Here is a 20,854-nt window from a genome sequence, read left to right as displayed (position 1 = left end):
GATTTGTGACAATAACGGCAATAGACGTCAGCTTTGGCCATGCTTTACCCTTAAAAGGCGGGAAGCATATCACAACAACTAACTATTTAATACATGACCAATATTATTACCCCCACCCCCCCACTTTAAGATCAAAAGACAACATACAATTCTTTGGCTTATTAACTTCAGACATAACTTACTAATTAATAAAAGTAATCTCATACTACCGCTAAATTTCCAGTTAATCTTACTTAGGTCGGATGTTTATCTCAATTGAATAACCATTAACAGAATTAATACGCATTAAAATATGGTTACGTATTATAAAATATGTCTGTTTGTCGAGTGCGCAATTCAGCGAGTTGTATATTTAAAGTTTGGTGCTGATACATGCCATGCCAGCCATTAATCAGAGGGTAACTATTGTCTGAGAACGGGTAACATGAGCTTATATCATTGGGGATTCTAGTCAATTCTCTATGTTCTGCGAGTAAATGCTGATCACACAATTCACTCGATAAGATAACGTTAATTCTTGTCATAACTTTAGTTAAATTAATAAGTTATTACTTTATCAAATAGATCATTCGTCCAACCTACTAATCTAAAAACGTCCTTCCCTCAGTTTTTGTTTAAGATTTGTTTATTGCATATTATGCCATTAAGGTCTACCTTATTTAAGTGTACTGAGATGTCCTACTTGTTTAGTACACCCTCATTTGCTTCTTATTTCGCTCTTCCCCTCCCAATATATCGGGAGGGTATTTTTGTGTTATCAAAAAACCAATATACCCTCTAAAAAACAGGAATTACCCTACCACGTTCATTATTTATAAAAACAGAGTCCACCTCCTTCTTTGATAATATCGTTCTGACATACCTATATCATAAATTAAGCATTTATAATGAACTAATTTTGTTATAAATATCCCTGTGTATTTTTACAAAAAATCAATTAAATACCACAAGCTTAATTAATATTATAAAAAAAATTAATGCCACTTATTTTACAGTCAAGCACGGAAAAAATAGGAAATTCATCATGAACATTAAAAAGTCATTACTTTTGGTGGGATTGACAGCTTTTGGTACGATTCCACTATCTAGTACTGCTGAACCAAACTCTCGCCATGGGTATATCGAGTCCCCTCCCAGCAGAGCGCTTTTATGTACTAAAAAAATCAACAAAAACTGCGGGCTTATCATGTACGAACCACAATCCATCGAAGGGCCTAAAGGCTTCCCAGAAGGAGGGCCTCCCGACGGTAAAATTGCGAGTGGAGGTGTTGATCAGTTCAATCAATTAAATGAGCAAAGTGCCGACCGCTGGCATCATATCAGCATCAATAAAGGCTCTAATGATTTTAAATGGACATTAACAGCCCAACATAGTACCACTTCATGGCAATTCTTTATCACTAAACCGGACTGGGACCCGAATAAACCACTCACTCGTGCACAGTTTGATTTAACCCCCTTCTGTGAACGTTTGGATAATGGCAAGATACCAACTAAAAATGTTACTCTGACCTGTGATGTCCCAGAACGCTCCGGATATCATGTTATTCTCGGAGTGTGGACAATTGCAGATACAAATAATGCCTTCTATCAAGTAGTAGATGCTGATATTAAATAATTTTTTCGATTAGAGTGATCTTTTAAAAGAAAATAGTAACAGTGAAGAAGTGTGGGTTATTCTCTAGCACTTCTTCCCAATAAAATCAAAATATTTTCAGATAAAATTTCTTTTCTGATTAAACCCTACAATTGAAAAAACAATATGATAAGCTCAACTAGTCTTAGAATTGCCAGACCCACAGATAATCTTACTATTATCACAAATATGTATTGTAAAGGCCTAAATTTCACGATACTAGGAGAGTTCAAAAATCACGAGAATTTTGATGGCATTATGCTGGGGCATCCCAATCATTCTTGGCATCTAGAGTTTACTCATCATCACAATACACATGTTGGAAAAGCTCCGACACAAGATAATTTATTAGTATTTTATATCGAAGATAAATTTGAATGGCAGGAACAGATAAAAAAAATGCAAGAAGCCGGTTTTATTCTCGTTTCTTCTTACAATCCTTATTGGGATAAAAATGGGAAAACATTCGAAGATATTGATGGTTATCGTGTTGTGCTGCAAAATAACGCATCAATAATTTAGTGAGTTACTTTCAATTTGCAGCTTTGTTGGCAGTGCTGCAAATTGAAGAATATATACTCCATTTACTAGTGAATTCATTGGGTTGCATTACATGCATCATGTTCAAGTCTACTTATGATAAAAACATTTTCTGCTCTGATTCTCTTCGCATACGCAAGCCCGATAACTCTAATCCATCTGCACGATCCCATTTCAAAAACTCTCCTGCCGCACCTTGATAATCACCTGCATTCAACTTCTGCAATAAGGTTGAATGGGCAAAATTATTTATTCCTAGATTGAAAATAAACGAACACAAGGCATCAAACTGCCTTTGTTTTAGAGGTACTTTAACTAATTGTTGAATGGCATCATAAATCGGGATGAGATCTTGAAGCAGGAATGTTTCTGCCTGCTGTACAGTAATCACTTGACCAGGCTTCACCCCCCTTATATGACCGTATCCTATTGTCCACGGCTCAGCTCCAGTGGCAGGATCAGGATATGCTTTCAATCTCAAACTTTCATAGCTTTTGAGCTTATTAATACCTGTTTCACTGATTTCCATCCATTCATCTCCGTTAACTGAACTAAGCATTTGCCAAAAATGTTCAAAAAACAGCCTGTAATTTGAATTATAGTCAAATAAAAAACCAATGAAGTCTTTTTAGAGCATGAATTGTTAGAACACCACTAAGACACGATTCCATAAAATTTACTTAAATTTCAATATAATAAAATTATTTTCAATTTTTTTTTAAATTTTAAAAAATTATTTAATAAATATCTTGACTCTTTTTTATTAGAGCATAAAATGCTCTGCATAATTTAGATTTTCGTGAAGTAAATCACAATTTATAACCCTCAAAGGAATCATCATGAAATCTGTAAAATCTTTCCTCTCAAATGTACATTGCGTTGTTATTCGATTATCAGCAACTCGCTTTATGTAAGCGTTATGACTGAATAGCGATGAGTCAGCTCAAAAAAAGGGCTGGCTTTTTTATCGCCTACATAAAATTTAATATAAATGATTTTTTACCTTTATCAACAATAAAAAGCCCGAACTCCATCATATTAAGAAAAAGTTCAGGCAAAAATAATAATTTCAAAAAATAATCGTTAATAATTAAGTTAACTAAAAAACGAGGAGTTAAATAAAGGTAAATAACTTAAATGATAAAAAACAACTTAGAAACGATAACCAGTACCCAAGTTCCAATATCAGCCTTAACATTATTATAAATATTTTTATATTTTAATTTTGTATATTCATATGAAGTATCAATAGTAATACTTGGCGTTAAATTAAATTGTAATCCTGCCATAAGATAGTGAAGCATCATTTAAAGTTACGTATTTTTTCGTATTATAATATCTATCCAGCTTATTCTTTGTTGCACCAATCAGCCCATATACACTGATGTAGTCATTCAATCGATAGACCGGACCAGCCATCAGGGATATATTTTTCCATTTCATTTCTGATACCCAGTCATAATAACTATGTTTATGTGTATATCTAGAATAATTATAGGTTAATAAGACAATAATTCTAAAATCCTCATCAATTTCCTGGCGAAATTTTAAACTCCCCCAGGAAAATTAGTGCCTACAGCCTCACCAACATAAGCGTTATCAACATATTTTTTATCATTTTTATCTACTGATACATCACCCTCCACATATCCTAAAGAAATAGTACTTTTACCACTATTGCTGGCGATAGCATTAAACGTAGTTATAGATAATACCGCAGAAATAGCGGCACTCAATAATATTTTTCATATATTAATATCTCTATTATTTATACCTTATGTATTTACCCTGAAGAAAAACCCCGGGAAATACACAAGGAACGCATTAATAATCCAACCTAATATAAAAATAATAATTTTATACCTGTCAAAAAAATTACTTTTAAATTCAATAAATTAAATAACTCCCCATCCATTAATTAATAATTAAATTCACATTTATTAAAACTAAAAAAATACATATCTATCAAATAATTAAAAAAACAAACCACAGCTTTATATTTTAAGATAAATATCAGTTAAACAATAATGAAAATTTTAATTTAACATTACAAACCCACTGATATTAATAACTTATTTGTATCAATGACAAACCTGAATCACCTGGAATAATAAATCAAGTTAGCATTTGTCATGCTTGATTTATTTACATTTAAAATAGAGCATTACATTAATCAGGAGTCAAATAGATGTTTAAAATTTATCATTCAGTTATACTACATTTAGGCATGCTACTAAATTATATTTTTTCCCTTTCAATCATATCAATAAGACTATGCCTTCCTATGGTACTTCTTGGTTTGGTTGTTTGACTCAATTTTCAAGAGACAAGATATAAGCACCCTTGACATTAGGAATTTTTATCTTTATTGGAATATGCTCTCCAAAAAAAGGATTCTATTTTTTAATTTTTTCAAATAATTAAAATAAGATAAAATAACGTATAAGCGCTGGATGTCGTGGACGATTGATTTTGATATCAAAGTATCGATAAAGTGTATGACCAAATTGTATATCCGCAAGTGTAAAATGATCACTGGCAATAAAATCATGCTCCTGAAGCTGTGATTCTGCAATATCTAGCATGTGACTTAACTTGTCGATTGCTTTGGCTATTTCAGCCTGATTTTGATGTTGTTGCGCAGTGCGAACCACTTGCCAAAATATAGGTGCAGTAAAATTAAGTGCAATATTTATTTTCGACCATTCAGCCCATTTATCTATATTTGTCCGGGCTTCAAGCTCTTCCGGCCAAAAAGGCAAGGTAGCATATCGATTAGCAAGATAACGTAATATAGCTCCTGTCTCCCAAATGGAAGCACTATCACCATCTTTTATAACCAGCACGGTTCCATTAGGGTTCATTGACAAGAATTCTGGAGTGTCATTACCACCATATTTATGCCCAATATCATAACGAGCAAAAGGAAGCCCCAACTCGCCAATACACCACATCAACGCCTGAACATTAGATGAGGTTTTTCTCCCCCAAACAGTTATCACTAGATTATTCCCCTTTAATAGTGAAAAATTAAACTGTCTTTAATATACTCATTTCATCTTTCAAGTTACGGCATAGCCAGGAAAACCACAACCCGAATCGATTGGAGATACTTTATAAGCGATTAGGATTTCTTATCAAAGTACTTTTCAACTAAAGCATATAAAATAGCAATAGTTTCTATATCTGCGATCCCATCGTAATATAATGGGCGAAAGTGCATTTGGAATGCCTTGATTAAAGACCGATAATTCTCTTCTTCTTCTGTTTCTGAAATATCATAGCCATAGCGTTTGAATTTTGCCAAAATTTCGCAAATATCAGGCAAATGATGATCAAATTGTTCAATATATTTTTGCTTAGTCTCTTCGTCATACCATGCCCCAACTCCTGTATCATATAATTCTTTCCACGGAAATTGTGGGCCTGGATCTGTTTTTCTTTTCCAAGCAATATCTGAATGCCCCAAAACATGAATCGGAGTAATATCTGGATAACGTTGTAAGATATTAATAGTTAATTCTTTAATCGCTTCAATTTGGTCAGGATGATAAGGCGGAAAAGTTAAAACACCACAATCATCACTTGCTTCATTCACAATCTCAATACCAATCGATGTATCATTTAAATTTTCGCGCCCTGCCCAGCTACTGACTCCGGCATGCCAAGCTCTTTCTAATTCCTCCACCAGATTAAAAATATGAATTTTATCAAATCCAGCTTCTTTATAAGTTGGATCATTAGGGTTTGGGACTAAGTAATGAGCACTGACGAGATCTCCGGTCAATGCTTGAATGGATTTTTCAAAGTTTAAGGCTGTGTAGTGCATAACTAAAAAGCGAGAACGCCTATTAAAACTTTTTGTTGAACGATAGGAGCTATAATCAATTTTATACATCGTTGTTCTCCTTAGTTGAGTTGAGCTGCGATGTATAGTATACCCTTCATCTTTCAAGTTACAGCGTTGTTGGCTACGCTCACTCATCTCGATCACATAAACATAGAGTTAGCTATGCTCCCAGGGATTCGTTCTCAAAACATTCGTTTTCAAAACATAAGTGCAGAAACTAGAAATTCATTGGGTATAACGTAGTCAATATTAAATCACTGCAAAAATACATTCCATATCGCTGTAATAATAAAGCAATAGTTATGTTTGAGCACGATATAAACTCACTTAGGTCTTTAATTTCTCAATCAGAACATTATTAGGTATAAAAGCCCCGTAAAGAAAGCTACGTTCATTGCCTTGATGTTTAAGGTATAAAATTTTTTAGCTGTGTCTATTCGAACACTCACACAATCACAATAGTTAATTAGTAATGTAACCGCTGTGTAGCTTGAAACATGGATGGTATATTATTTTTGATAAATCAAGGCAGAGTATATGAGTTTCAAATTTAACCAAAGTGTGTTCAAGGAAATTTACACTTCAATTTCAATATCCGTGAGTGGATAGCAGCTACAAGGTAAGATCTCCCCTTCATTGACAAATGCCAACGGCCTACGAGGATATCCCACCTTTCCTTTCACCAGACGAACACGACAAGAACCGCAATATCCCTCACGGCATTGATATTCAATCTGAACTTTGTTGTGCTCTAAAGCTTCCAGCAGATTACCGTGGAAACCTGAAGAGTAACGGATGAATAAACCCTGCCGTAACGGCAGGGTAACTTTGTAATCAGCCATATCAGAGTTCGAAACCGCTGAGATCCTCAGTATTGACTTCCGAATCAATCTGACCGACCAAGTAAGAACTGACTTCGACTTCCTGTGGAGCCACTTGAACATTATCAGAAACCAGCCATGCATTGATCCATGGGATCGGATTGGAGCGAGTTTCGAATGGCAACTTCAAGCCAACCGCCTGCATGCGAATATTAGTGATATATTCGACATACTGGCACAGAATATCTTTATTCAAGCCAATCATGGAGCCGTCTTTAAACAGATAATCAGCCCACTCTTTTTCCTGTTCAGCAGCCTGTACGAACAGATCGTAACACGCCTGTTCACACTCTTTAGCAATTTCCGCCATTTCAGGATCATCCTGACCAGAACGCAACAGGTTCAACATGTGCTGAGTTCCCGTTAAATGCAGCGCTTCATCACGGGCAATAAGTTTGATGATTTTAGCGTTACCTTCCATCAGTTCACGTTCAGCAAAGGCAAATGAGCACGCAAAGCTGACGTAGAAACGAATAGCTTCCAAAGCGTTGACACTCATCAGGCACAAGTAAAGCTGTTTTTTCAATGCCCGCAGGTTAACAGTGATTTTTTTACCTACGACATCGTGTGTTCCTTCACCCAACAGGTGATAGTAGTTGGTCATTTCGATCAGATCGTCGTAATACGCGGAAATATCTTTGGCGCGTTTTAAAATCTGTTCGTTTTCCACAATATCATCGAACACAATGGAAGGATTGTTGACGATATTGCGGATAATATGTGTATAGGAACGCGAGTGAATCGTCTCGGAGAACGACCACGTTTCAACCCATGTTTCCAGTTCTGGGATAGAAATCAGCGGCAGGAAAGCCACATTCGGGCTGCGGCCCTGAATGGAATCCAGCAACGTCTGGTATTTCAGATTGCTAATGAAAATATGCTTCTCATGATCCGGCAGCGCATTATAGTCGATACGATCACGGGAGACGTCCACTTCTTCTGGGCGCCAGAAGAAGGAAAGTTGTTTTTCAATCAGTTTCTCAAAAATCGGATATTTCTGCTGATCAAAACGCGCCACGTTAACAGACTGGCCGAAAAACATCGGTTCTTGTAACTGATCATTTTTTACTTGTGAAAAAGTAGTATAGGACATAGCTTCCTCAAATTAAATCTTACACGCGCCGCCTTCACAATCGGAATCAGCAGACTCAACCACTTCTTCCAGATCACCCTGAACATCTTCTGCCCCATCGCGGGTGTTGTGGTAATACAATGTTTTCACACCATATTTGTAAGCGAGCAGTAAATCTTTCAGCAATTGGTTCATCGGAACCTTGCCATTAGGGAAACGAGCCGGATCATAATTGGTATTGGAAGAAATCGACTGATCGATAAATTTCTGCATTATTCCTACCAACTGTAGGTAGCCATCATTGCTTGGCATTTGCCACAACAGTTCATAAGCCCCTTTCAAAAGATCGTAATCCGGTACAACTTGACGCAGAATACCGTCTTTTGATGCCTTCACACTGATATAACCACGTGGTGGCTCAATGCCATTGGTCGCGTTAGAAATTTGCGAAGAAGTTTCTGATGGCATCAATGCAGACAATGTTGAGTTACGCAGGCCATACTGTTGAATTTCACGGCGCAGAGCTTCCCAATCCATGTGCAAAGGTTCACTGGTCAGTGTGTCCAATGCTTTTTTGTAAGTATCAATCGGCAGGATACCTTGTGAATAAGTGGTTTCCCCAAACCACGGACAAGCACCTTTCTCTTTCGCCAATTCATTTGAGGCTTTCAGCAGATAATACTGAATGGCTTCAAACGTTTTATGAGTCAAGTTATTGGCGCTGCCATCAGAATAACGCACACCGTTTTTCGCCAAATAATAAGCGAAGTTAATCACACCAATACCCAGTGTGCGACGTCCCATTGAGCCTTGTTTTGCGGCCAGAATTGGGTAATTTTGATAATCCAACAGGGAATCCAGAGCACGAACGGCTAATTCCGCCAATTCTTCCACTTCATCCAGATTTTTGATGGCTCCAAGGTTGAAAGCAGACAGCGTACACAGTGCAATTTCGCCATTTTCATCGTTAATGTCATTCATTGGCTTAGTTGGCAGTGCAATTTCCAAACACAAGTTTGATTGGCGAACTGGTGCGATAGCCGGATCAAACGGGCTGTGAGTATTGCAGTGGTCAACGTTCTGGATATAGATACGCCCTGTTGAAGCACGTTCCTGCATCATCAGTGAGAACAATTCAACCGCTTTAATACGTTCTTTACGGATATTGCTGTCATTTTCATACTTAGTGTACAGGCGCTCAAATTCATCCTGATCTGCAAAGAAGGAATCATACAATCCCGGAACATCAGATGGACTGAACAAAGAAATCTCTTCACCTTTGATCAAACGCTCATACATCAGTTTGTTAATTTGCACGCCGTAGTCCATATGACGAACTCGGTTGCCTTCAACACCACGGTTGTTTTTCAGTACCAGCAGACTTTCTACTTCCAGATGCCACAAAGGATAGAACAGTGTTGCCGCACCACCTCGAACACCACCCTGAGAACAAGATTTCACCGCTGTCTGGAAGTGTTTGTAGAATGGAATACAACCAGTGTGGAAAGCTTCCCCACCACGGATTGGGCTACCTAATGCACGGATACGCCCCGCATTCACACCAATACCGGCACGCTGAGAAACATATTTTACAATCGCACTGGATGTCGCATTGATAGAATCCAGACTATCGCCACACTCAATCAGAACACAAGAGCTAAACTGACGAGTTGGTGTACGAACCCCTGCCATGATTGGCGTTGGCAGCGAAATTTTGAAGGTGGAAACCGCATCGTAGAAACGACGGACATAATCTAGGCGCGTCTCTTTCGGATAAGTGGAGAATAAACACGCAGCAACCAAAATGTAAAGGAACTGAGCACTTTCATAGATTTCACCGGTAATACGATTCTGTACCAGATATTTCCCTTCCAACTGCTTAACAGCAGCATAGGAGAAATTCATATCACGCAGATGGTCAATAAAACTGTCCATTTGCTCGAATTCTTCTTGAGAATAGTCTTCCAGCAAATGTTTGTCGTATTTACCCAAATCGACCATACGTACAACATGGTCATACAGCGCGGGCGGCTCAAACTGACCGTAAGCCTTTTTACGCAGATGAAAGATAGCCAGACGCGCGGCTAAATATTGATAATCAGGAGCATCAGCAGAGATCAAATCAGACGCGGCTTTGATCATGGTTTCATGGATATCGGATGTTTTGATACCATCATAAAATTGAATCTGGGAACGCAGTTCTACTTGTGATACTGAGACATTTTTCAGACCTTCGGCAGCCCAGGCGACAACCCGGTGAATTTTATCAAGATCAATTTGTTCTTTATGTCCATCACGTTTGGTAACTAGCAGACTCTGGTTCATGGGGAAATACACCTTCTTTCTTTTCGTATCTCACCTATATTATCTTTCGTTACCTATTGACAGCATGATACACCCAGAATAGCTAAGGCCAGTTGGGAATTTCGCTACTGTGGGATGGCAAGAAACACAATATATAGGGGGTAATTTAAACGGTAATAACAAGATAATGTTAAACTCGCGTTTTATCAAGTGTACAAAATTGGGAAGTTTTGTGGATAACTTGAGGATTAATTTTGTCAAAAAGCCGATAACCTGCGTAGTTACTTGATGTTAGTTTCATAAGGCTATCGGCGAAACAGGGAAAATAAAATATTAAAAATAATATCTAGTTGCCGCTTTATTAATCCTTTAGTTACGACTTTCAGACCGATTGAGTATGTAACATATAGTTTACGTCTACATTGTGTCCAAGCCGGAATTTATCTGTCAACGGGTTGTAATATAACCCAATGATATGTTGATCTTTCAGTGGTGTTTTATCAACCCATTCAATCAGCTCGGAAGGACGGATAAATTTCTTCGCATCATGAGTTCCTTTAGGTACCATTTTCAAAATATACTCTGCACCGACAACTGCCATCAACCATGCTTTCCGGTTGCGATTAATTGTTGAAAAGAACACATGGCCGCCAGGTTTTACTAGTTTGGCACAGGCGCGGACTACGGATTCAGGATCCGGAACATGCTCAAGCATTTCCATACATGTCACGACATCATAGGCGTGTTGATGCTGTTCAGCATGATTTTCTACCGTTTCTTGTACATAAGTGACGGTAATACCGGTTTCCAGTGCATGCAGGCGGGCAACTTGCAAGGGTTCAAACCCCATATCCAGCCCGGTCACTTCCGCACCTTCACGCGCCATGCTTTCTGACAAAATGCCGCCGCCACACCCAACATCCAGTACTTTTTTACCAAACAAGCCATCGGAATGTTGCAGGATATAGTTCAAGCGCAACGGGTTGATCCGATGCAATGGTTTGAATTCACCTTCAAGATCCCACCAACGGGAGGCAACGGCTTCAAATTTTTCGATCTCTTGTTGATCCACATTAACATGGGACGGAATGTGTGAATCGGGGGTTTTGACGTTCATCAACAATATCGCTCCTAGGAATTACCTCACAGAAAACTGCTTCACAGAAAATGTAACAGTATTATGGGGATGTGTGATAGAAAGCTATTATACATGCCTTAATCTTGAAATACCCGCATCAGGTTTTTATAAAACTGTCAATTTGTGGTATAATTCTAAGCCTTTGAATTCGGAGTATGAGGGACAGTGGCTCCATGAGCGACATTGCCAGAGAAATCACACCGGTCAATATCGAAGAAGAGCTGAAAAGCTCGTATCTGGATTATGCGATGTCCGTTATTGTTGGACGTGCACTGCCAGATGTTCGTGATGGACTGAAGCCAGTACACCGCCGCGTACTTTTCGCGATGAATGTATTGGGAAACGATTGGAATAAACCTTATAAAAAATCTGCCCGCGTTGTCGGGGATGTTATCGGTAAATATCATCCGCATGGTGACAGTGCTGTTTATGATACGATTGTTCGTCTGGCACAACCATTCTCCCTGCGTTACATGCTGGTTGACGGTCAGGGGAACTTTGGGTCGGTAGATGGCGATTCTGCAGCAGCAATGCGTTATACCGAAGTACGCATGGCAAAAATTGCCCATGAACTGCTGGCAGATTTGGAAAAAGAAACTGTCGACTTTGTGCCTAACTACGATGGCACAGAGCAAATCCCTGCGGTAATGCCAACCCGTATCCCCAATCTGCTTGTCAATGGCTCATCAGGGATTGCTGTGGGTATGGCAACCAACATTCCACCTCATAACTTATCTGAGGTGATTGACGGCTGTCTGGCTTATATTGATGATGAAAACATCAGTATCGAAGGCCTGATGGAATATATCCCTGGCCCTGACTTCCCTACGGCAGCCATTATCAATGGACGTCGCGGTATTCAGGAAGCCTATCGTACTGGTCGCGGTAAAATTTATATCCGTGCTCGTGCAGAAATTGAAACTGACGAAAAAAATGGCCGTGAAACCATTATCGTCAATGAGATCCCCTATCAGGTCAATAAAGCCCGACTGATCGAAAAAATCGCTGAACTGGTGAAAGAAAAGCGCATTGAAGGGATCAGTGCACTGCGTGATGAGTCTGATAAAGATGGGATGCGCATTGTTATCGAAATAAAACGCGATGCTGTCGGTGAAGTTGTCCTGAATAACCTGTATTCACTCACCCAATTGCAGGTTTCGTTTGGTATCAACATGGTTGCCCTGCATCAAGGACAGCCTAAGTTACTTAACCTGAAAGATATTCTTTCTGCGTTCGTTTGCCACCGCCGTGAAGTTGTCACCCGCCGGACAATTTTTGAACTACGCAAAGCCCGCGACCGCGCCCATATCCTTGAAGCACTGGCCATTGCTCTGGCAAATATCGATCCTGTCATCGAATTGATCCGCCGTACATCCACCCCGGCTGAAGCTAAAGCCAGTTTGATTGCTCAACCGTGGGAGCTGGGTAATGTTGCTGCGATGCTGGAACAAGCTGGTGACGATGCAGCCCGCCCTGAATGGTTGGAGCCACAGTATGGTATTCACGACGGTAAATACTATCTGACCGAACAGCAGGCACAGGCTATTTTGGATCTGCGCCTACAAAAATTGACTGGTCTTGAGCATGAAAAACTGCTTGATGAATATCGTGAACTACTGGAAATCATCGCTGAACTGCTGTTCATTCTGGAAAGCCCAGAACGTTTGATGGAAGTCATTCGTGAAGAACTGCTAGCCATCAAAGAACAATATAACGATGCCCGCCGTACTGAATTGACTGAAAATTCAGCAGATATCAATATCGAAGACCTGATCACTCAGGAAGATGTTGTGGTAACCCTATCCCATCAGGGGTACGTTAAATATCAGCCATTATCTGACTATGAAGCCCAACGTCGTGGCGGCAAGGGAAAATCAGCCGCACGTACCAAGGAAGAGGACTTCATTGAACGGCTGCTGGTGGCCAATACCCACGACACTATTCTCTGCTTCTCAAATAAGGGCAAGATGTACTGGATGAAGGTATATCAATTGCCGGAAGCAAGCCGTGGTGCCCGTGGTCGTCCAATCGTCAACCTACTGCCGTTGGATCAAAACGAACGCATTACCGCCATCTTGCCTGTACGTGAATATGAAGATGGGCTGAACATCTTTATGGCAACTGCAAGCGGTATCGTTAAGAAGACCAAACTCAGTGAATTCAGCCGTCCACGCAGTGCAGGTATCATCGCAGTGAACCTGAATGAAGGGGATGAGTTAATCGGTGTTGACCTGACAGATGGTAGCAATGAAGTCATGCTATTCTCCGCTCAGGGCAAAGTCGTTCGTTTCCTTGAAGAAGAGGAAGAAACGCTGGAAGATGGTACTGTTCGTGTGAAAGGTGTTCGCGCGATGGGACGTACTGCAACTGGGGTTCGTGGTATCAAGCTCGCGGTAGGCGATAAAGTTGTTTCTCTGATCATTCCTCGCGGAGAAGGAGAAATCCTGACTGTCACCGAAAATGGTTATGGCAAACGTACAGCTGAGAGCGAATACCCGACAAAATCCCGTGCGACTCAAGGTGTAATCTCCATCAAAGTCAGCGAACGTAACGGTAACGTAATTGGCTCAATTCAAGTAGAACCGACTGACCAAATCATGATGATTACTGATGCAGGTACATTGGTGAGAACCCGTGTTTCTGAGGTTAGTGTTGTTGGTCGTAATACGCAGGGTGTCACCCTGATCCGTACAGCAGAAGACGAAAAAGTTGTTGGCTTACAGCGTGTAGCTGAACCTGATGACGAAGATGACAATACAGCACTTCCTTCTGATGAAGGAGATGACGAAGCAGAAGGTCAAGTATAATTTACTTACCTTATTATGATTCTGCTGTATAGCCATCAAAATAATAAAGCAGGCATCCAAATGCCTGCTTTTTTTGTGCAAATTTTTGACGAAGGATGAGTAATAACTAAATGTGACTTTGTATTCCCTGCTACACTAGTATATGCTGTGAGCAGTTATTATTAATCATTGTTTTTCATCAGGCGATCTCTTGAGATATCTATCCTCTTTCCGAACGTCATTAAAGATATCCCGTAACCTTTTTCGGGTGCTTGGATTTATGCTATGGGCACTCGGAGCCTTATTAACCAGTTTTTATTTGGCTAATTTTTTTAATGAAGCCAAATCGGATGTTCGCCAGGAATTTAATTCTAACTACGATGCAGCATTTTCTTATATGCGGAATATCACTAGTATCCTACGTGATATTCAATATATGTCGGAGAAAAGTTTATCACCAAACAATGCAAATGATCTCACTGTTACTCTGCCATATAATAACTCTGTTTTCTCCTACATTCCCCTTAATGCCAATTTCGATTGTAACCTTCTACGCAAGGGTACACATAATTATATAGATTCATTGAGTCAATTAATTTCATTTTGGAAAAATAATATTGCGACAGTAAATGGAATAACTCAGATTTTTTTCGTTGAAACACCAAGCATGTGCATGACCAACTTATCCTCTTATAACAAGATAATAGAACCTGACACACTAAAAAAAGGGGTCTATGAAAACGTTCATAAACTCGCCAACATGAAAGAGCCAGGGAAAGAACGGACTCTCTTTTGGATTTTACCCAATGCTAGAACGGACGGTGGTTACCTTTATGCTATTACACCAGTTTATATTAATGGGAAAATGGTAGGGATCGTCGGTCTCGAGAAACCTATCACGCTAGAAAGTTTTGCCCAAAAAAAAAATATTCCCATCACAATCATGCTGTTGAACGAATTAAATCAACTTGAACTACAATACCCTATAAAAAATAATAGTAAACAATCCCTCATAAATCTCAACATTCAAGTATCGTCTTTTGGTTACGATGAAAACTTTACCTCTTTGTTATTAGTACGACGTTTATTACCTTCTTCAATGTATGTGGTTTATTCACTGCCACTAAAACATATTTACGGTGAACTCAAAAGCAAAGTTATTAATAGCATCGTACTGAATATTATTTCTGCTATCTTAATTATCTTTTTTGTCTGGCTATTCGAACGCAAAATATTTTCTCCAGCCGAAGATAACGCAATACGCCTTGAAGAGAATGAACAATTTAACCATAAGATTGTCGCTTCAGCTCCCGTGGGGATCAGTATTTTAAGGATCAGTGATGGCGTTAACATCTTAAGTAATGAGCTAGCGCATAACTACACTCGAATGCTGACATATGAAGACCAAAAACGTATTGTCGATATCATTTGCGATAAAACCAGCAGCTATATTGATGTCGTCACCAGCAACCATAACCACCTGCAAATTAGTTTTGTACACTCACGCTATCGTAATGAAGAAGTTGCAATCTGTGTGTTAATAGATGTCAGCACCCGAGTGAAAATGGAAAAATCGTTGCAGGAAATGGCTTCTGCCGCAGAACAAGCCAATCAGGCAAAATCCATGTTTCTTGCAACCGTCAGCCATGAACTAAGAACACCACTATATGGAATTATTGGCAATCTGGAACTCATTCAATCTCATTCATTGCCAACCGAATCTGCACGATTACTGGCAACAATGAATAACTCATCATCATTGTTGCTGAAAATTATCAGCGATATTCTCGACTTTTCTAAAATAGAATCTAAGCAATTAAAAATTGAACCCAAAGATTTCAGTTGTCGAGAAATAATATCTCACGTGATTTCAAACTACCTTCCCCTCGTAGCCAAAAAAGGGTTAGGTCTATATTGCTATATTGAACCAGATGTTCCCGATATCATTCGCAATGATCCAGTAAGATTACAGCAAATTATCTCTAATTTGCTGAACAATGCTATCAAATTCACAACCTCTGGCTGCGTTGTCATTGACGTGACAACAAGGCATGGCTACCTATATACCAGCATCAAAGACTCCGGGATTGGAATTGAAGATAAATTACAATTCCAATTGTTTGAACCGTTTTTTCAAATTAGTACCAATAAAGAAAGTTCTTCACAAGGAACAGGATTGGGGCTGGCTATTTGTGAAAAGTTGATCAATTTAATGGATGGCGATATTGAATTCGTTTCACAAAAATATATAGGCAGTATCTTTTCCATCCGCCTTCCTCTGTACGGTGTTAAATTTGATAAAAAATCAGTTTCGAAACAGCGTGCTCAACAAAAGGTTTTACTGGCAATGTGCAATGATTTTCTGGAAAAGTACTTACAGCGTTTTCTTACACAGAATCATTTTCAAGTCGCCCTATATAACGAGGACAAAGTAGAGGGTACTGAACTACTCATTTGTGACCAACCTAATGAGTCGAACATTTCTGTACATTCCTGTTTAGAACTATCAGAAAGACATATCGGCCCACCAGAACAAATTCGGGAAAATTATTGGGTGTATAACACTTATGAATTGAGTGAGCTGGATAGTATGCTGGATAATCTGCATGCAGCATCCAGTCTTGTTCCCTCTATCCCTATCTCAACTATTTCTTCTTCAACTCAAATTATTCAATCCGATAAGCACCTACACTCAGTTAAAGTACTAGTTGTTGATGATCACCCTATCAATCGTCATTTATTGGCCGAACAACTGAATTCAATAGGATTCAGTTCATCAACAGCAAGTGATGGTCTTGATGCCATCGAGATTCTGAAAAATAATCCAACTGATATTATTCTGACAGACGTTAATATGCCAAAGATGGATGGGTATGAACTAACACAATACTTGAGGAGCAAAGGCTATACCAAACCCATTATTGGTATTACTGCCAATGCATTAGCGGAAGAAAAACAACGCTGTGCTAATGTAGGAATGGATGACTGTTTATCAAAACCGGTGTCATTGGCAGTCTTAAAAGAAGTATTAATAGAATATTTACCAGATAGACTTCAAGTTACAGCACTACGGCAAGAAAACGAATCCCCAGATGCGTAGATAATTATGTAATAATAGCAAATCAGTAACTATTACTACCGATTTGCTATTAAGAATAATCCTTGTTTATTTACCAAGATTTTGATCAATGGTGACAGAAGATAGATAGTTAAGTAACGCAATATCGTTATCGACTCCCAGTTTTAACATGGCAGATTTTTTCTGACTACTGATCGTCTTAATACTACGATTAAGTTTTTTGGCAATATCAGTAACAAGAAGACCTTCGGCAAATAAACGCAACACTTCACTCTCTTTCGGCGACAGGCGTTTATCCCCATAACCATTAGCATTCACCTTTTCTAATAGCTTAGACACGCTTTCAGGTGTAAATTTTTTCCCCTTCTGCAAAGCGGCAAGTGCTTTAGGTAAATCAGTTGGAGCTCCTTGCTTTAATATTATTCCCTCAATATCCAGTTCAAGTACAGCGCTTAAAATAGCCGGATTATTGTTCATTGTGAGAACAATGACAGCCAATGCAGGGTAATGGCGTTTAATATACTTTATCAAGGTGATGCCATCGCCGTATTTATCCCCCGGCATTGACAAATCCGTTATGAGAACGTCTGCTTCTTTCTTTTGCAAGTTATTAATGAGCGTGGTTGAATCTTCATATTCACCGACCACATTAATCCACTCAATTTGTTCAAGTGACTTGCGGATGCCAAATAAAACGATGGGATGGTCATCGGCAATAATGACGTTAAGGTTATTCATATTATTCGTTACCTTGCTGCAACAGCTTTATGACAAAAGAATCAATGAAGCTGATGCTATTTTTGATTTTTACTTCATTATTGTCTGCTATGTGTTCTTCCAATGCCTCACATGATGACCTGAGAAATTCTAAATCTAACATAGCAAACGCACCCTTAAGGCGGTGTACCGTTTGCGAAAGTGATATCAAATCATGTCTTTCCATATTAGCATACAGTGCTGTGATATCCATAGGTACTGTCTCTATAAATAATTTCCTGTAATTACTATTTTCCAACTGAGTTTGATAACTTTTAATAATATTGCAAATATTGCTCTCAGTGCCCTCACTAAAATTACCACTCTCAGCAAAATCGTATGTTGGTTTAGCATTTTCAGTCGTTTCTCCAGATTCCTCTAAACTGAAACTTTCTTCGATCAAAAACGATATTGCATTGATAACAGCATCAACAAAATTGTAATTGCATTGAACCATACCAAGCTTCACTTGTTTGAACCCTGCTAAGCTGCTTACTAATAATATAGTTGGTTTTTCTTCTTTATACTGCTTATCCGTGAGAATAATATCGTATTCTTCAACAACCTTCTCTTTGCTTTTTTCTAAGTATGCCGCACCATAACTATTAAGATAGGTATGAATAATTTTTCTAATCTCAGGATTATTGATATCAATTAAAGCCGTAATCCCTTCTAAAATCTGGGGAGTTTCACTATCATCATCATGCTGCAACAAAGGCAAATTGATGACATAATGAGTCCCCAACCCCAACTTACTTTTAATCTCAAAACTTCCCCCCATTCTTTTGCATAACTGATTACATAAATAAAAAGTCATACCAGAATTGGTAGAATACTTGTCTTCTGTTGGTTTGTTCAAGAAAGGATAATTCAAACTGGTCAAATCTCTTTCACTCAAACCAAAACCACTATCCATGAGTTCAATCTGAATATGGTTGTCATATTTACCAGAACTATTAACAGTCAACGATATTTTGCCATAGCTGGTCGTTGTTATAGCATAATTAAATAACAACGTGATGATTTTATGTAGTGCTTCACCATCCCCAAAGAATAAATATTCATGAGGAATATTAAAATGATAATAAACTCTCAACCCCTTGGCATTTAATATCGGTAAAGAAGCCTTCAGGATATGCTCCAATTGTGAAGATAAAGAAAACACTTGATTAGTTGGCTTCCAGTCACCTAACTCCAACTCATTGAGTAATGAAATATTTTTCACCCAACCAGTGATGTCTTCCGATTTAGCTAATAACTTATCCAGCAACGATAGCTCACTTTCACCTTGTGATACTTGCTTCAATTGAGCAACGATCTCATTCAGTTCCTTAATTGGATGATTTATTTCATTGTTAATATTTGAAAGCATTAAACGCCGGGCCTGAATACTTTTATCATATTCACGATGAGCAAGTTGTAATCGTTTATTTACCATGACTTCCTGATCTTTGTCTTGTAGTAAAAATAGGTAAGTTTCTGGCAATAAGTTATTGTTATACATTTTCACTTCATAAATCATCTCATCAATGGATGTTTGAATTACACCATGATGTTGTTGTGCCATGATTCTAACTTTATTCAAATCTAGGTGAGGTATCAACTGTTCTGCAATTTTATTACTAATTATTATCTGATTTTCTTCAAAATCGTAGATCAACAATCCGACAGGGATATTGGAGATAATATCATTATTTAGAGAATCTTTAATTCTCAGCTCGTGATCCATGAATGCATTTGGTGCAATATATCGCCGACGGATATAAAATAATCCACTCAGAGAAAACAGAAAGAAAAGCAATATTGATAACAGAAGCCAGACATTTCTGAACAATAAATCCACAATCAGAGTTTTCAGTGGAACTTGATAAATCAGCTTATAAGGCATGATATTAATCGATTGAGAAAACTCCAACCAAAAACCGTTCAATGAAACTTCAACTTTATTAGAAGCTTCGCTATCATATAAATTTATTGCATTCAGACGAAAGTTTGCTGGTGACATATCAATCGGCAAAAGATTATTAATCGGTAGATCAAAAGCGATAATGGTGGTTAACTGCCCTGTAGCATTAAATGCAGCTTTATAGGTATAGAAATAAATATTCTCTTCACGTAATACGTGGATAGTAGAAATGCTTTCTTTTTCCTCCAGAGTAATAGACTGCTCTAACATATCAGTACGTCTAGCTTCAGGATTTAAAGTTAGATAACTCTTCTTAAACCTGATTTCTGGTTTTAAAATCGAATGCGTCGTCACCAATAGCAAATTATTATCCTGCCCATTGAGATAATACATTGACAGGTATTCATTACTAGGTCCCCAAAGAATCTCCAGATAACTCGAAAGTCGCTGGACAAGTTGAATACTTGAATCGTTATATTGACCGAAAATAATTGCATCAACAGCCTGATGACGATTTTCCAACCAATAAACACTGGGACTCAGTCTTATCAAGGGTGTTGTCTCCTGAGAGGAGGTCGGCAGCATATTTGATTGCTCGAAGATATGATTTGCGTGATAACGATAATCTTCGATCTGCAATCTCATCTTCGCTGTTACGCTACTGATAGCATATTTTTTCTCCATCAACCAAATATCAAAATAGTTATACCCGAATAAAAAGAGAGACGTAAAAAGCAAAGTAATAAATAACGCGTAGAAACGAGGAATAGCAGATGGCTTGATTGGTGGTTGTTTATACATTCTTTGGATAATTACCTTTAATATGAATATATTTTGGTCAGCGTAACATCAATCTGTAGATAAATAAGCCAGAATATTGGGCTTAATACTAGCAGGTTAATGAAT

17 protein-coding genes are annotated in these 20,854 nt (G+C 38.4%); 5 read left to right on the top strand and 12 right to left on the bottom strand.

Annotated elements, in window-relative coordinates; genetic code table 11:
• Positions 1–185: hypothetical protein (locus Xhom_RS33405; protein ID WP_211287892.1), on the top strand; the 185-nt coding region annotated here is incomplete at its 5' end.
• 111 nt (positions 186–296) lie between these two features.
• Here Xhom_RS33405 and Xhom_RS45830 read toward each other — a convergent pair.
• Positions 297–524 carry a pyrimidine dimer DNA glycosylase/endonuclease V gene (locus tag Xhom_RS45830; RefSeq protein WP_084023089.1) on the bottom strand — a complete coding sequence of 76 codons (228 nt, stop codon included), beginning with the start codon at positions 522–524 and terminating at the stop codon, positions 297–299.
• Positions 525–1,024: 500 nt separating this feature from the next.
• Between Xhom_RS45830 and Xhom_RS09740 the strand changes: the two genes are divergently transcribed.
• Entirely contained in the window at positions 1,025–1,618 is a 594-nt protein-coding gene (locus Xhom_RS09740; protein WP_069316301.1) for a lytic polysaccharide monooxygenase, read from the top strand.
• Between the two features lie 144 nt (positions 1,619–1,762).
• Entirely contained in the window at positions 1,763–2,158 is a 396-nt protein-coding gene (locus Xhom_RS09735; RefSeq protein WP_069316302.1) for a VOC family protein, read from the top strand.
• Between the two features lie 112 nt (positions 2,159–2,270).
• Here Xhom_RS09735 and Xhom_RS09730 read toward each other — a convergent pair whose 3' ends face one another.
• The 9 genes from Xhom_RS09730 to ubiG all read right to left on the bottom strand — a co-directional run bounded on the left by Xhom_RS09730 (position 2,271) and on the right by ubiG (position 11,400).
• The gene (locus Xhom_RS09730) at positions 2,271–2,705 is read right to left on the bottom strand and encodes a lysozyme (protein WP_069316303.1); all 435 of its coding nucleotides are present in this window, start codon (positions 2,703–2,705) and stop codon (positions 2,271–2,273) included.
• A gap of 740 nt (positions 2,706–3,445) precedes the next feature.
• Positions 3,446–3,688 carry a porin family protein gene (locus Xhom_RS45825; RefSeq protein ID WP_420855262.1) on the bottom strand — a complete coding sequence of 81 codons (243 nt, stop codon included), beginning with the start codon at positions 3,686–3,688 and terminating at the stop codon, positions 3,446–3,448.
• A 35-nt stretch (positions 3,689–3,723) separates the two neighbouring features.
• Positions 3,724–3,912, bottom strand: a complete 189-nt coding sequence (locus Xhom_RS09725; RefSeq protein WP_069316304.1) for a hypothetical protein — start codon at positions 3,910–3,912, stop codon at positions 3,724–3,726.
• Positions 3,913–4,596: 684 nt separating this feature from the next.
• Positions 4,597–5,178: a glutathione S-transferase family protein gene (locus Xhom_RS09720; RefSeq protein WP_069316305.1), complete on the bottom strand. Its 582-nt coding sequence runs from the start codon at positions 5,176–5,178 to the stop codon at positions 4,597–4,599.
• 122 nt (positions 5,179–5,300) lie between these two features.
• The gene (locus Xhom_RS09715) at positions 5,301–6,074 is read right to left on the bottom strand and encodes an N-acetylmuramoyl-L-alanine amidase (protein ID WP_069316306.1); all 774 of its coding nucleotides are present in this window, start codon (positions 6,072–6,074) and stop codon (positions 5,301–5,303) included.
• 527 nt (positions 6,075–6,601) lie between these two features.
• Positions 6,602–6,868, bottom strand: a complete 267-nt coding sequence (gene yfaE / locus Xhom_RS09710) for a class I ribonucleotide reductase maintenance protein YfaE (RefSeq protein WP_069316307.1) — start codon at positions 6,866–6,868, stop codon at positions 6,602–6,604.
• Position 6,869: 1 nt separating this feature from the next.
• Positions 6,870–8,000 carry a class Ia ribonucleoside-diphosphate reductase subunit beta gene (gene nrdB, locus Xhom_RS09705; RefSeq protein ID WP_069316308.1) on the bottom strand — a complete coding sequence of 377 codons (1,131 nt, stop codon included), beginning with the start codon at positions 7,998–8,000 and terminating at the stop codon, positions 6,870–6,872.
• Between the two features lie 12 nt (positions 8,001–8,012).
• Positions 8,013–10,304: a class 1a ribonucleoside-diphosphate reductase subunit alpha gene (gene nrdA / locus Xhom_RS09700; RefSeq protein WP_069316309.1), complete on the bottom strand. Its 2,292-nt coding sequence runs from the start codon at positions 10,302–10,304 to the stop codon at positions 8,013–8,015.
• A 361-nt stretch (positions 10,305–10,665) separates the two neighbouring features.
• Positions 10,666–11,400 carry a bifunctional 2-polyprenyl-6-hydroxyphenol methylase/3-demethylubiquinol 3-O-methyltransferase UbiG gene (gene ubiG, locus Xhom_RS09695; protein ID WP_069316310.1) on the bottom strand — a complete coding sequence of 245 codons (735 nt, stop codon included), beginning with the start codon at positions 11,398–11,400 and terminating at the stop codon, positions 10,666–10,668.
• 194 nt (positions 11,401–11,594) lie between these two features.
• On the opposite strand from ubiG, the gene gyrA reads away from it, so the two are divergent.
• Together gyrA and rcsC are read left to right on the top strand one after the other, a co-directional pair.
• Entirely contained in the window at positions 11,595–14,228 is a 2,634-nt protein-coding gene (gene gyrA, locus Xhom_RS09690; protein WP_069316311.1) for a DNA topoisomerase (ATP-hydrolyzing) subunit A, read from the top strand.
• A 190-nt stretch (positions 14,229–14,418) separates the two neighbouring features.
• A complete protein-coding gene (gene rcsC / locus Xhom_RS09685) occupies positions 14,419–17,307 on the top strand; it encodes a two-component system sensor histidine kinase RcsC (protein ID WP_071933862.1) in 2,889 nt (962 codons plus the stop codon).
• A 66-nt stretch (positions 17,308–17,373) separates the two neighbouring features.
• Here the strand turns inward: rcsC and rcsB are convergent, their stop codons facing one another.
• On the bottom strand, positions 17,374–18,024 hold the full coding sequence (rcsB, locus tag Xhom_RS09680; RefSeq protein ID WP_069316313.1) for a response regulator transcription factor RcsB: 651 nt from the start codon (positions 18,022–18,024) through the stop codon (positions 17,374–17,376).
• A 1-nt stretch (position 18,025) separates the two neighbouring features.
• Positions 18,026–20,749, bottom strand: coding sequence for a phosphotransferase RcsD (gene rcsD, locus Xhom_RS09675; protein WP_069316314.1), 2,724 nt, complete (start codon positions 20,747–20,749; stop codon positions 18,026–18,028).
• Between the last annotated feature and the right edge of the window lie 105 nt (positions 20,750–20,854).

The organism is Xenorhabdus hominickii, from assembly GCF_002632725.1.
Taxonomy (GTDB): Bacteria; Pseudomonadota; Gammaproteobacteria; order Enterobacterales; family Enterobacteriaceae; genus Xenorhabdus; species Xenorhabdus hominickii.
Note: the sequence above shows the minus strand (reverse complement) of the source record. Positions and strands in the feature narration are given on the sequence as shown.

Bases quoted from the DNA above. Each gene is read 5' to 3' on its own strand.
- Xhom_RS45830 (WP_084023089.1), bottom strand. From the start codon at position 524: ATGACAAGAATTAACGTTATCTTATCGAGTGAATTGTGTGATCAGCAT.
- yfaE (WP_069316307.1), bottom strand. From the start codon at position 6,868: ATGGCTGATTACAAAGTTACCCTGCCGTTACGGCAGGGTTTATTCATC.
- nrdB (WP_069316308.1), bottom strand. From the start codon at position 8,000: ATGTCCTATACTACTTTTTCACAAGTAAAAAATGATCAGTTACAAGAA.
- Xhom_RS09735 (WP_069316302.1), top strand. From the start codon at position 1,763: ATGATAAGCTCAACTAGTCTTAGAATTGCCAGACCCACAGATAATCTT.
- rcsD (WP_069316314.1), bottom strand. From the start codon at position 20,749: ATGTATAAACAACCACCAATCAAGCCATCTGCTATTCCTCGTTTCTAC.
- gyrA (WP_069316311.1), top strand. From the start codon at position 11,595: ATGAGCGACATTGCCAGAGAAATCACACCGGTCAATATCGAAGAAGAG.
- Xhom_RS09730 (WP_069316303.1), bottom strand. From the start codon at position 2,705: ATGGAAATCAGTGAAACAGGTATTAATAAGCTCAAAAGCTATGAAAGT.
- nrdA (WP_069316309.1), bottom strand. From the start codon at position 10,304: ATGAACCAGAGTCTGCTAGTTACCAAACGTGATGGACATAAAGAACAA.
- Xhom_RS09740 (WP_069316301.1), top strand. From the start codon at position 1,025: ATGAACATTAAAAAGTCATTACTTTTGGTGGGATTGACAGCTTTTGGT.
- rcsB (WP_069316313.1), bottom strand. From the start codon at position 18,024: ATGAATAACCTTAACGTCATTATTGCCGATGACCATCCCATCGTTTTA.
- Xhom_RS09715 (WP_069316306.1), bottom strand. From the start codon at position 6,074: ATGTATAAAATTGATTATAGCTCCTATCGTTCAACAAAAAGTTTTAAT.
- ubiG (WP_069316310.1), bottom strand. From the start codon at position 11,400: ATGAACGTCAAAACCCCCGATTCACACATTCCGTCCCATGTTAATGTG.